The organism is Nocardioides sp. (assembly GCF_031397825.1).
Classification (GTDB): domain Bacteria; phylum Actinomycetota; class Actinomycetes; order Propionibacteriales; family Nocardioidaceae; genus Nocardioides.
On record NZ_JANNML010000018.1, the window covers coordinates 1 to 12,289 of the forward strand.

Below are 12,289 nucleotides of genomic sequence, written 5' to 3' on the forward strand. Positions count from 1 at the left end.
GAGCAGGCCAGGCTCGCGCACGAGGCACACGAGGCGCGATCTGCTGCGGAGTCGGCGGCTGAGTTGTCGGCTTCGGCTCGTGCCGCGGCTGAAGGCGTTGCCGAGTCGGAGGCCGCTGCTCGCGCGGTGGCCGAGACGACCGCCGCTGCGGCGCTGGCGGCCGCCGAGTCGGCGCAGCATGACAGGGCTGCGGCCCAAGCGCTGGCGCAGGAGGCTGCCGAGCGCGCGTTCGCCGCGGCCGAGGCGCGGCTGGCAGCCGAGGAGTCCGGACGGTTGCAGGCCATCGCCGCAGAAGCGGCTGCTGCCGATGCTGTGGCTGCTGCCGAGGAGGCTGCGGCCCAGGCCGGGCTCGCGGCGGCTGCCCACGAGGCGCGCGTCGCCGCGGAGAGTGCCGCGGCCGAGCAGGCGTCGGCGCGGGCGGAGGCCGATGTCGCGGCGGGCGAGCACGCGTCAGGACGACGTGTGGCCGAGGAGGCCGCCGCCGAGCAGGCCCGCCTGGCCGCTGCCGCGCACGAGGAGCGCACGACCGCCGAGACTGCAGCTGCTGCCGCTGTGACCGCCGCGGAGGCTGCGCTCGCCGCGCGGTTGGCCGCCGAGGAGGCTGCCGGGGCACAGGGAGTGGCTGCCGAGTCGGCTGCTGCCGCCGCCCTCGCTGCGTCGCAGGAGGCGGCGTCACAGGCCGGGCTCGCGGCGGCTGCCCACGAGGCACGCGTCGCTGCCGAGAGCGCCGCGCAGGAGTCGTCGCGGCTGGCGAGCGAGGCGCACGAGGCCCGCACGCAGGCCGAGACGGCTGCCGCCGAGGCGATCGCCGCTCGAACAGTCGCCGAGCAGGACGCCCTCGCGCACGCCGAGCTCGCCCGGGAGGCGGCCGCGGAGCGGGCCAAGGCCGAGGAGCGGCTGGCTGCTCTCGCGACGGGATCCTTGGAGGCTGCGACGGCGCACGAGACGACCGTGGCCGCGCTGCGCACGCAGCTGGCCGCCGCACTCGCCGAGGCCGACAAGCAGGCGACGCTGAGGGCGGCCGCGGAGGCCGCCGCCGAGAACCGCGCGATGGAGCGGTCCGCGGTCGAGGCCGCCGTACGACGCTCGGCGGAGCTGGTCGAGGAGACGATCGCCGAGCGGCTGGTCGCCGAGCAGCGGCTCACCGAGGTGCTGGCCGGGAGGGGTGGTGGCGAGGCTCCCGCCGCCCGGACCTCCCCCACCCAGCCGGAGCCCGAGACGCGTACCCCGACCACCGAGCGTGACGCCGACATCGCGCTGACGCCGACGAACCCGGCTGCGCGAGGGCTGCTGGCCCTGGTGCTCGGCGCTTGCGCGCTCCTCGCGGCGATCCTGGTGGGGATGGCGGCGATCGACGACACCCTGGTGTCGGCCTACGGGATCGGACTGACCGCGCTGACGTTGGTGCTCGCGCTGGCGGCGTGGTTGGTCAGGAGCTCGCCGAGCCGCGTGAGCATCGAGGGTGGGGTCGTGGACATCGAGGCCGACGGCAGCCACCACCGCTTCGACCTCAGCTCCGACGCGGTCGAGGTGACGATGACCGGACAGCCCGGCGAGCGTGGGTGGCGGGTCGACTTCCACCGGCGCAGCCTTGCCCCCTGCTCGATCACGGCGAAGATGGTGGATCCGGCGCAGTTCACCGAGGCCGTGCGGCGGTATCGGCCGGGGCTGTAGGGGTCGCCCCGGCGCCAGGCCGGCCGGGGTAGTCCCCAACAACAGCACGCCTTCAGGGCAGTCATGACAACCGTGACGTTAGGGACTACCGCATCCTCACCGCATCAACAGAGTCAGCGGTGGAGGGCGGCGCCGGTCTTGGCGGCGATCTCGGCGACGGCGGCGGGTGAGCGGCGGCCCACGCCGACGATGTTGAAGAAGCTGTGGATCTGGTCGGGGAAGCGCTGGAGCTCGACCTCGACGCCGGCGTCGGCGAGCTTGCGGGCGTAGGCCTCGCCCTCGTCGCGCAGCGGGTCGAAGCCGGCGGTGACGACGTAGGCCGGAGCGAGGCCGGCGGGGAGGTCGGCGTGGATCACCGAGATGCGGGGGTCGCGCAGGTCCTGGCCGGGCGGGAGGTAGCACTCGTTGGCGAGGTCCATGAAGGCCTTGGTGAGGTAGAACCCCTCCTGGAACAGCTCGAAGCTGCGGGTGGGGTGCTCGGCGTCGGTCATCGGGTAGACGAGCAGCTGGAAGGCCAGCGGCAGGCCTTCGCGCGCCGCGTGGATCGCGACCCCGGCGGCGAGGTTGCCGCCGGCGGAGTCACCACCGACGGCGAGCCGGTCGGGGTCGGCGCCGATCGAGGAGGCGTGGGCGACGACCCACTCGAAGGCCGCGACCGCGTCGTCGTACGCCGCGGGGAACGGGTCCTCGGGTCCCATCCGGTAGTCGACGGCCAGGACCCGGATGCCGGCGCGCTCGGCGAGCAGGCGGCAGGAGGCGTCGTGGGAGTCGAGGTCGCCGTACATGAAGCCGCCGCCGTGCAGGAAGAGCAGCAGCGGGCTGGTCGCCCCGGCCGAGGAGCCGGTGTAGAGGCGGCCGGGCAGGCCGCCCACGGGCAGGTCGCGCACGGCGCCGATCGGCTGGTCGCCAGCGGCGAGGGCGCTCTGGTGGAGCACGACCTTGCGGCCCTCGGGGATCGGCAGGGTCTCCGCGCCAGGCAGCGGCGCCAGTCGCTGCATGGCCAGCAGGAGCTGGGTCTCGGTGGCGAGGGTCTGGCCGTCGAGGACGACCGGCTTGCCGACCAGGCGGGCCTGGACGGACTCCGGGAGGGCCATCGCGGCCTTGAGGACGGACGACTCCGCGAGGGCGCCGAGAGCGGCGAGACGCTGGTGGATACTCACGGGTAGCAAGGTAGCGCCGATCACCTGACGTTCACCCGCCGGTGCCACACTGCGGTCATGCCTCTCGAGATCGTGCCCGACTCCTCCGACAGCGACGCCCTGACGCTCCAGCGACGCGCGGCCGACGGTGTGCCGGACGAGTCCTACGAGGTGGAGGCACGCTACGTGCCCGACGAGGCGACCGTGGCCGCGATCGAGGGCTACGACGACCGGTTCCTCGACCGCGAGCTGTCCTGGCTGCACTTCAACCAGCGGGTGCTCGAGCTGGCCGAGGACACCTCGCTGCCGCTGCTGGAGCGGGTGCGCTTCCTGGCGATCTTCACCAGCAACCTCGACGAGTTCTTCATGGTGCGCGTCGCCGGCCTCAAGCGGCGCATCGCGGCGGGGCTCGCCGTGCGTGCTGCGTCGGGGATGCTGCCGCGCGAGGTGCTGGAGAACATCTGGCGCGTCACCGGCGAGCTCTGCCAGCGCCAGGCGCACCTCTTCCGCGACGAGATCATCCCCGAGCTGCGCGAGCACGAGATCGAGATCGTGCGCTGGGACGAGCTGGACCGCGAGGAGCAGAAGGCGGCCAAGCGGCTCTTCCGCGACCGGATCTTCCCGGTGCTCACCCCGCTGGCCGTCGACCCGGCCCACCCGTTCCCCTACATCTCGGGGCTCTCGCTCAACCTCGCGGTGCTGATCCGCAACCCCAAGACGGGCAAGGAGCACTTCGCGCGCGTCAAGGTGCCGCCGATCTTCGACCGCTTCGTGCCGCTCGGCAACGCCCGCTTCGTGCCGCTCGAGGACGTCATCGGCGCCCACCTCAAGCGCCTCTTCCCCGGCATGGACGTGCTCGAGGTCCACACCTTCCGCGTCACCCGCAACGAGGACCTCGAGGTCGAGGAGGACGACGCCGAGAACCTCCTCGCCGCCCTCGAGAAGGAGCTGCTGCGCCGCCGCTTCGGACCGCCGGTGCGCCTCGAGGTCGAGGAGTCGATCTCCGCCTCCGTGCTCGACCTGCTGATCTCCGAGCTCGACGTCACCCCGCAGGAGGTCTTCCGGCTGCCCGGCCCACTGGACCTGCGCGGCCTGCACGGGATCGCGGACCTGTCGCACGAGGAGCTGAAGTACCCCGCGTTCGTCCCGACGACGCACCCGATCCTGGCCGAGGTCGAGTCGGCGGCACCCGTCGACGTGTTCAAGGCGACCCGCCGCCACGACGTGCTTCTCCACCACCCCTACGACTCGTTCGCCACCTCGGTGCAGCGCTTCATCGAGCAGGCGGCCGCAGACCCGCACGTGCTGGCGATCAAGCAGACGCTCTACCGCACCTCCGGCGACTCCCCCATCATCGACGCCCTCGTCGACGCGGCCGAGGCCGGCAAGCAGGTGCTGGTGATCGTCGAGATCAAGGCCCGCTTCGACGAGCAGGCCAACATCCGCTGGGCGCGCAAGCTCGAGCAGGCCGGCTGCCACGTCGTCTACGGCCTGGTCGGTCTCAAGACCCACTGCAAGCTGGCGCTGGTGGTGCGCGACGAGCCTGACGGCATCCGCCGCTACACCCACATCGGCACCGGCAACTACAACCCCAAGACCTCGCGCATGTATGAGGACATCGGCCTCATCACCACCGACGAGCGCATCGGCGAGGACGTCGCCCACCTCTTCAACAACCTGTCCGGATGGTCGCGCAACGCGTCGTACGACGAGCTCCTGGTCGCGCCCGACAACGTGCGCAGCGGGCTGGTCGACCAGATCCACGCCGAGATCCAGGACCACCGTGACGGCAAGCCCGCGCGGATCCGGATCAAGGCCAACTCGGTCGTCGACGAGGCCGTCATCGACGCGCTCTACCTCGCCTCGCAGGAGGGCGTGCCGGTGCAGCTGCTGGTGCGCGGCATCTGCGCGCTGCGCCCGGGTGTGCCCGGCCTGTCAGAGAACATCGAGGTCCGCTCGATCCTGGGACGCTTCCTCGAGCACAGCCGCGTCTTCGTCTTCGAGAACGCCGGCGACCCGGTCGCGTGGATCGGCTCGGCCGACATGATGCACCGCAACCTCGACCGCCGCATCGAGGTGCTCGTGCGGGTGCCGGGCGAGGAGAGCGTCGCGTCGATCGTCGGGATCCTGGACGTCGCCTTCGCGCCCACCACCAGCGCGTGGGTGCTGCAGAGCGACGGCACCTGGGTGCTCAACGACGGTGACGTGCATCTCCAGGAGAGCCTGATCGAGGCGCAGCGCAAGCGGCGTACCTCGGGCTGAGTTGCTGCGGCGGGCGGACCACCCCCTAGCATGATGGCCGTTCGTCTCTGCCTCACCAGGAGTTCTTCGTGGGTTTGCGATTCCGCCCGGTCGATGCGATGTTCTACGACCTGTTCACCCAGTCGGCGGACCACCTCGTGGAGGGTGCCGACCTGCTCGCGCAGATGCTGAGCGAGGGTGCCGACCACGCCGCCGTGGCGACCGCGATGCGCGAGGCCGAGCACGCCGCCGACGAGACCACGCACGAGATCGTGCGTCGGGTGAACTCGACCTTCATCACGCCGTTCGACCGCGAGGACATCTACTCGCTGGCGTCCGCCCTCGACGACGTCATGGACATGATGGACGAGGTCGTCGACATGATCCTGCTCTACGAGGTGCAGGTGCTCCCGACCGAGCTGTCCGACCAGGTCGAGGTGCTGCAGCGCTGCGCCGAGCTCACCGCGGCGTCGATGCCCAACCTGCGCTCGATGAGGTCGCTCGCGGAGTTCTGGATCGAGATCAACCGTCTCGAGAACGCCGGCGACAAGAACCACCGCCGCATCCTGGCCACCCTCTTCTCCGGCGACTACCCCACCCTCGAGGTCCTGAAGCTCAAGGACATCGTCGAAGGCCTGGAGAACTCCATCGACTCCTTCGAGCGGGTCGCCAACATCGTGGAGCAGATCGCCGTCAAGGAGTCCTGAGCGACCGTGGAACTCGCGCTCGTCATCGCGGTCGTCGTCGTCGCCCTGACCTTCGACTACACCAACGGCTTCCACGACGCCGCCAACGCGATCGCCACCTCGGTGTCGACGCGGGCGCTCACCCCGCGGGTGGCGCTGATCATGGCGTCCGTCATGAACTTCATCGGCGCCTTCCTGGGCCAGGAGGTCGCCAACACCGTCGGCTCGGTCATCTCGCCACCCTCGGGCTCGCACGGGCTGGTGATCGTGATGGCCGGGCTGCTCGGCGCGATCGCGTGGAACCTCATCACCTGGTACTTCGGCCTGCCCTCCTCCTCCTCCCACGCCCTCATCGGCGGCCTGGTCGGCGCCGCCCTCGCGTCGGGGACGTTCGTGCAGTGGACGACCGTGCGCGACAAGGTCGTCATCCCGATGATCCTGTCGCCGCTCTTCGCCTTCGCGGCCGGCTTCGCGGTGATGCTGACGATCATGTGGGTGTTCCGGCGCCGCAACCCGCACCGGATGCAGCGCAACTTCCGCGTGCTCCAGACGATCTCGGCGGCCGCCATGGCACTGGGCCACGGCCTCCAGGACGCCCAGAAGACGATGGGCGTCATCTTCCTGGCGCTGCTCGCGGGCGGCTTCGTCTCGCCCGGCGATGACCTGCCGCTCTGGGTGATCTTCGCCGCCGCTTCTGCCATTTCGGCAGGGACGTACGCCGGTGGGTGGCGCATCATGCGCACGCTCGGCCGCCGCATCATCGCCCTCGACCCGGCGCGCGGCTTCGCGGCCGAGTCGGTCGCCGCCGGCGTGCTCTACACGACGGCGTTCGTCTACGCCGCGCCGATCTCGACGACCCACACGATCACCTCGGCCGTCATGGGTGTCGGCGCGACCAAGCGGTTCTCCGCGGTGCGCTGGGGGGTCGTCCGGTCGATCCTCACCGCGTGGGTCCTCACGTTCCCGATGGCGGGCCTGGTCGCCGCGCTCTGCTACTGGATCTCGCACCTGCTGATCGAGGTCATCCCCTAGGTCTCTCGCCTCGGGTCCTGCGGCTGGGCACTGCCGAGTCGGCGCGATGTTGCAGGGCGTACGCCGAGTCGGCGCGATGTTGCAGGGCGTACGCCGAGTCGGCGCGATGTTGCAGGGCGGAGGTCCTGATCGGGTCGTGTGTCGGCGGCGGCGCTCGGACACGTTCTCCGGCACACGACTGAGAGCGGCTGGGCGAAAGATCCTGGCTGGTCACTTCGGCCCAGCCGGTCGTGTGTCGCCGACAGCGCTGGAGCGCGTTTTCCGGCACACGACCCGCGCGCGCCTCCCATCAGCCATCGACGACCGCAGCAGCGCGAGCAGCCGCGTCCTTGGCCGCCCGACCGACGCCGATCAGGGTGGCAGAGGCGGAGCCGCACCAGTCGCCGTAGCCGACGAAGAGCACCCGCTCGTCGTGCGGGCTGACGACTCCCCCGTCCGGGCGCGCCACCCCGCGCAGGTGGCCGAGCGCGGGGCGGAAGCCGGTGCACCAGATGATCGCGTCGAGGGCGCGCTCGGTCCCATCGGCCCAGAGCGCGCCGCTCGCGGTGAGCCGAGCAGGCATCGGGGTCGCGTGCAGGCCGAGCTCGTCGCGGGCATGTCGCACGGACGGCACCGCGACGATGTCGCCGAGGCTCCCCACCCCTCCCCCGTGCCCGGCCACGGCAGCCGTCGCAGCCTCGAAGAGCGCACGCCCGTCGACGTCATCGGGCAGGTAGCGCGGTGGGCGCTGCGTAGCCCACGTCAGCTCGCGGGCGACCGGGAGCAGGTCGGCGGCGACCTGCGCGCCGGAGTTGCCACCGCCGACGACCAGCACCCGCAGTCCGTCGTACGACGACGGGCCGGCGTAGTCGGCCGTGTGGCTCTGGGTGCCCCCGAATTCGCGCATCCCGGGCACGGTCGGCCAGAACGGGCGGCGCCACGAGCCGGTGGCGTTGACGAACACGCGAGCACGTCGGTCCCCGTCGGAGGCATGGACGGTGAGCGGACTTGCCGGGTCGCCGACCCCGGAGACACCGGTGACGGTGACGGGTCGTCGTACGGGCAGGGTGTAGCGCTGCTCGTAGGCTCCCAGGTAGTCGCGCACGTGCGCCGCCGACGGGTTGCCCGGGCCGCGCGGGGGCGGCATCGGCCAGCCGGGCAGCGAGGAGTAGGCAGCGGGCGAGAAGAGCTCGAGGCTCGGCCAGCCGTCCTGCCAGGCCCCACCGGCGCTCGAGCGGTCGTCGAGAACCTCTAGGGTCAGCGGCACCTCGCGGCGGCGGTTGAGCCGCACCAGGTGCCACGCCGTCGCCAGCCCCGACTGGCCGCCGCCGACGATCAGGACGTCGAGATCCTCGATCTCAGGCGCTCTCGGGCAGCAGGTCGGCCAGCAGCGCCTGAACGCGACGGTCGATGTCGTCACGGATGGGGCGTACGGCGTCGGCGCCCTGGCCGGCCGGGTCCTCGAGGGCCCAGTCCTCGTAGCGCTTGCCCGGGAAGATCGGGCACGCGTCGCCGCAGCCCATGGTGATCACGACGTCGGAGGCGGCGACGTCCTCGGTGAGGAGCTTGGCCGGGACGTTGCGCGAGACGTCGATGCCGAGCTCGTGCATGACCTCGACGACGGCGGGGTTGATCGAGTCGGCGGGAGCGGAGCCGGCGCTGCGGACAGCGACGCGACCACGCCCGTGGTGCTCGAGGAGGGCGGCGGCCATCTGCGAGCGACCGGCGTTGTGGACGCAGACGAAGAGGACCTCGGGGACGGCGTTCACGGGGTGGCTCCTTGCTCGGGGGTGGCGGTGGGCTCGGGCGTCCACGTGAAGCGGCGCCGCGCCCAGAGGGCGACGTAGACCAGCCCGACCAGCACGGGGACCTCGATCAGGGGCCCGACGACCCCGGCGAGCGCCTGCCCGCTGGTGACGCCGAAGACCCCGATCGCGACGGCGATGGCGAGCTCGAAGTTGTTGCCGGCAGCGGTGAACGCCAGTGTCGTGGAGCGCTCGTAGGACATCTGCAGTCGGTGACCCAGCAGCATCGAGAGGCCCCACATGAGGGCGAAGTAGGCCAGCAGCGGCAACGCGATCCGGGCGACGTCGCCGGGCTGGTCGATGATCGTGTCGCCCTGGAGCGCGAAGAGGATGACGATCGTGAAGAGCAGGCCGTAGAGCGCGAAGGGGCCGATGCGCGGGAGGAACGTCGACTCGTACCACTCGCGTCCCTTGGCGCGCTCGCCTCCCTTGCGCGTGAGGTAGCCGGCGAGCAGCGGGATGCCGAGGAAGATCAGCACGGAGACGGCGATCTTGCCGACGGAGACGTCGAGGGCGTTCTGCTCGAGTCCGAGCCAGCCGGGCAGGACCTGGAGGTAGAACCAGCCGAGGCCGGCGAAGGCGATGATCTGGAAGACCGAGTTGATCGCGACCAGGATCGCCGCGGCCTCGCGGTCGCCGCAGGCCAGGTCGTTCCAGATCAGCACCATCGCGATGCAGCGGGCGAGGCCCACGATGATCAGGCCGGTCCTGTAGTCCGGGAGGTCCGGCAGCAGCAGCCACGCCAGCGCGAACATCAGCGCCGGACCGACGAGCCAGTTGAGGACGATGCTGCTCACGAGGAGCCGGCGGTCGGCGGTGACGGTGCCGAGCCGGTCGTAGCGGACCTTGGCGAGGACGGGATACATCATCACCAGCAGCCCGATCGCGATCGGCAGGCTGACGTCGGCGACCTCGACCTTCGAGAGGGCGCTGTCGAGGCCGTCGACGGTGCGGCCCAGCACCAGCCCGACCGCCATCGCGACCCCGATCCAGACCGGCAGGAAGCGGTCGAGGGTGGAGAGCTGGTGGAGCACGTCGGGCTCGTGGCTGCTCTGCGCGTCGGCGGTGGCGGTCATGCGGGCGCTCCTGCCGGGGCGAGCGTGGTCGCGAACAGGCTGCCCAGCGCGGCCATGGCCTCGGGGCGGGCGTGGAAGTAGACCCAGACCCCGCGCTTCTCCCGGTCGAGCAGGCCGGCCTCGTGCAGCACCTTGAGGTGGTGGCTGATCGTGGGCTGGGAGAGGTCGAAGGCCGGGAGCAGCTCACACGCGCAGGCCTCGGCGCCCGCGCGCGACATCACCATCGACATCAGGCGCAGCCGCACCGGGTCGGCCAGCGCCTTCAGCATCGGCGCGACCTGGGCGGCCTGGTCGGCGCTCATCGGCTCGTGGGCCAGCGGCGTGCAGCAGGCGAGCGGAGCATGTATCGACATGCGTCGATATTGACAGTTGTCGATGCGTGGGGGCAAGTCGGCGGCGCCGTCGGGCCGTTCGGGGGCCGGCTGGCGGGGTAGTCCCTAACGCCAGCGCGGTCACTGGTCGCGTAGGGGGACGCCAGTGTGAGGGACTACCCCGCCCACCGGGCGGCGACCAGCCCCAACCCACGTCAGACGGTCTCACGCACTCGAGGGCAGCTGAGGTTGCCGGTGCCGGAGCAACCGTCGCCTGTCGTGAGCCGAGAGCGCCCGACGCTGGGCCACGGTCTGGGTGGGGATCCACCACGAAGGTTGGTCGAGCGTCCAGCGTCGCTCGGACGCGGGCCGCCGGGCAGCACGGGCGTAGCAGTCGCGGAGACGTTGGCGGAAGTGACCGGGATCGTGGTTGTCCCCCGCGAGCATCGTCACGATCTCGAGACCCAGCCGGCGGAAGTCGGACTCGCGCCTGACGTCGCGAGAGCGCTGGGGGCCAGCGAGGTGGTGGGCGCCGTCGTACTCGCCGAGGACTCCTGCCACCGGGTCGATCACGTCCGGCGTCCCGACGAAGCGGCCGTCCAGGTCGAAGACGGGCGCGTTGCACTCCGGCATCGCATGTCCGGCCTCGCGATGCCAGATGAGTCGCATGTCGATCTCGCGTGGCGACCAGGCGTTCTCGCACGACAGGAGATGAGCCTTCCGGGCCTGTGGGACGCCAGTCCAACCGTTGAGGTGGGCGAGGTAGTCGGCGCACTCCTCCCAGGAGACGAGATCGTTGTAGGCCGCCAGGTCGAACACCCGAACGGCCGCCCCGACATCGGGTGCGTATCGCGCCTCGAAGCAGACCGACCTCACCGCGTGGGTGATCGGGAGCCCGTCCGAGTACGTGAGCTCGCGCGGACCGAGTCGCTCCTCGCTGATCCCGATGCCGGGCTGGGCGCGCGCGTGGATCATGGTCGCCAGGGTCACGTCGCGCTGGACGCTGCCGCCCGCGCGCGTGCCCGTGAACCACCGTCCACCCAGCCACCAGAGCGCCGCCCATCCCGTGACACCCCCGTAGCCGGGGAGCACCTGCGCTGCCTCCACGATGCGTTGGTCCACTGACTCGACGCTCGTCGCGGCCGGCACGTAGAAGCCCCGGCTCGTGCGTCGCCAGCGCGCACCGGCCGCCTGCCCGGGGGTCGGACCCCTGACGCCGTCCGGGTCGACCCGCACCGGCACCACCACCCCCGGGTGCCCAGGATGGTGCCCGGACGGGGCGAACTGGATGGGACGACGCACGACCAGCAGGCTGCCCGAACCGGGCCGGGCTCGTCGGGGTCCTCCACAGGCAGCTGGAGGCGGCGTCGGCAGCCGCCCTCGATCGGCGTACGTCGGCCGCGGCCGCGGCGGGTAGTCCCTAACGAAAACAAGGCCCCTGGACGCCAGGGGCCTTGTTTCCGTTAGGGACTATCGTCCGACAACCTCAGCCGAAACGACCGGAGATGTAGTCCTCGGTGCGCTTGTCGTTGGGGTTAGCGAAGATGTTGCTGGTGCGGTCGAACTCGACGAGGAGGCCGGTGCGGTTGCCGGTGGTCTCGTCGGGGCGGGCGGTGAAGAACGCGGTGCGGTCGGAGACGCGGGCGGCCTGCTGCATGTTGTGGGTGACGATGATGATCGTGTAGTCGTCGCGCAGGCCGACCATCAGGTCCTCGATGCGCGAGGTGGCGATCGGGTCGAGGGCCGAGCAGGGCTCGTCCATCAGGATCACGTCGGGCTTGGTCGCGATGGTGCGGGCGATGCAGAGGCGCTGCTGCTGGCCACCGGAGAGGCCGTAGGCGGACTGCTTGAGCTTGTCCTTGACCTCGTCCCACAGGGCGGCGCCGCGCAGGGCCTCCTCGACCAGGTCGTCCATGCTGTCGACCTTCATGCCGGTGACCCGGGGGCCGTAGGCGATGTTGTCGTAGATCGACTTGGGGAACGGGTTGGGCTTCTGGAAGACCATCCCGACCTGGGTGCGGACGGCGATCGGGTCGATGCCCCGGCCGTAGATGTTCTGCCCGTGGTAGGTGACCTCGCCCTCGACGCGGGCGCCTGACACGAGGTCGTTCATCCGGTTGAGGCAGCGCAGCACCGTCGACTTGCCGCAGCCCGAGGGGCCGATCTGGGCGGTGATCTCGTTCTTGCCGAACGAGAGGTTGACGTCGTGGACGGCGTGGAAGTCGCCGTAGAAGACGTTGAGCTTGAGCGCCTCCATCACGGGGTTGGGCGGGATATCGGGGATCTCGCGCTCCGACTCGGAGCCGACGCTGGTCATGGAGATCTCCCGGTCGTCCTCGGAGGCCG

At 71.1% G+C, this 12,289-nt stretch carries 10 protein-coding genes and 1 pseudogene; 4 read left to right on the forward strand and 7 right to left on the reverse strand.

Annotated features, from left to right (window positions below):
• Positions 1–1,674 (forward strand): annotated as a pseudogene (locus tag RMN98_RS01060) (hypothetical protein); the annotation flags it as partial.
• Between the two features lie 113 nt (positions 1,675–1,787).
• On the opposite strand, the gene RMN98_RS01065 reads toward RMN98_RS01060, so the two are convergent.
• On the reverse strand, positions 1,788–2,834 hold the full coding sequence (locus RMN98_RS01065; protein WP_309646951.1) for an alpha/beta hydrolase: 1,047 nt from the start codon (positions 2,832–2,834) through the stop codon (positions 1,788–1,790).
• Between the two features lie 57 nt (positions 2,835–2,891).
• Between RMN98_RS01065 and RMN98_RS01070 the strand changes: the two genes are divergently transcribed.
• The 3 genes from RMN98_RS01070 to RMN98_RS01080 all read left to right on the forward strand — a co-directional run bounded on the left by RMN98_RS01070 (position 2,892) and on the right by RMN98_RS01080 (position 6,772).
• Positions 2,892–5,075, forward strand: a complete 2,184-nt coding sequence (locus tag RMN98_RS01070) for an RNA degradosome polyphosphate kinase (protein ID WP_309646952.1) — start codon at positions 2,892–2,894, stop codon at positions 5,073–5,075.
• Between the two features lie 68 nt (positions 5,076–5,143).
• The gene (locus RMN98_RS01075) at positions 5,144–5,761 is read left to right on the forward strand and encodes a DUF47 family protein (protein WP_309646953.1); all 618 of its coding nucleotides are present in this window, start codon (positions 5,144–5,146) and stop codon (positions 5,759–5,761) included.
• A 6-nt stretch (positions 5,762–5,767) separates the two neighbouring features.
• On the forward strand, positions 5,768–6,772 hold the full coding sequence (locus RMN98_RS01080) for an inorganic phosphate transporter (protein ID WP_309646954.1): 1,005 nt from the start codon (positions 5,768–5,770) through the stop codon (positions 6,770–6,772).
• Between the two features lie 289 nt (positions 6,773–7,061).
• On the opposite strand, the gene RMN98_RS01085 is transcribed toward RMN98_RS01080, so the two are convergent.
• The 6 genes from RMN98_RS01085 to pstB all read right to left on the reverse strand — a co-directional run bounded on the left by RMN98_RS01085 (position 7,062) and on the right by pstB (position 12,200).
• Positions 7,062–8,171 carry an NAD(P)-binding domain-containing protein gene (locus tag RMN98_RS01085; RefSeq protein ID WP_309646955.1) on the reverse strand — a complete coding sequence of 370 codons (1,110 nt, stop codon included), beginning with the start codon at positions 8,169–8,171 and terminating at the stop codon, positions 7,062–7,064.
• A complete protein-coding gene (locus RMN98_RS01090) occupies positions 8,110–8,520 on the reverse strand; it encodes an arsenate reductase ArsC (RefSeq protein ID WP_397208503.1) in 411 nt (136 codons plus the stop codon). Before RMN98_RS01090 ends, RMN98_RS01085 begins: the two co-directional genes overlap by 62 nt.
• A complete protein-coding gene (gene arsB / locus RMN98_RS01095; RefSeq protein WP_309646956.1) occupies positions 8,517–9,632 on the reverse strand; it encodes an ACR3 family arsenite efflux transporter in 1,116 nt (371 codons plus the stop codon). Before arsB ends, RMN98_RS01090 begins: the two co-directional genes overlap by 4 nt.
• Positions 9,629–9,985, reverse strand: a complete 357-nt coding sequence (locus RMN98_RS01100) for a metalloregulator ArsR/SmtB family transcription factor (RefSeq protein ID WP_309646957.1) — start codon at positions 9,983–9,985, stop codon at positions 9,629–9,631. The genes arsB and RMN98_RS01100 overlap by 4 nt, the downstream gene beginning before the upstream one ends.
• Before the next feature lie 183 nt (positions 9,986–10,168).
• Complete coding sequence (locus tag RMN98_RS01105) at positions 10,169–11,245, reverse strand: hypothetical protein (protein WP_309646958.1); 1,077 nt, start codon at positions 11,243–11,245, stop codon at positions 10,169–10,171.
• A 184-nt stretch (positions 11,246–11,429) separates the two neighbouring features.
• The gene (gene pstB / locus RMN98_RS01110) at positions 11,430–12,200 is read right to left on the reverse strand and encodes a phosphate ABC transporter ATP-binding protein PstB (RefSeq protein WP_309646960.1); all 771 of its coding nucleotides are present in this window, start codon (positions 12,198–12,200) and stop codon (positions 11,430–11,432) included.
• Positions 12,201–12,289: the final 89 nt, after the last annotated feature.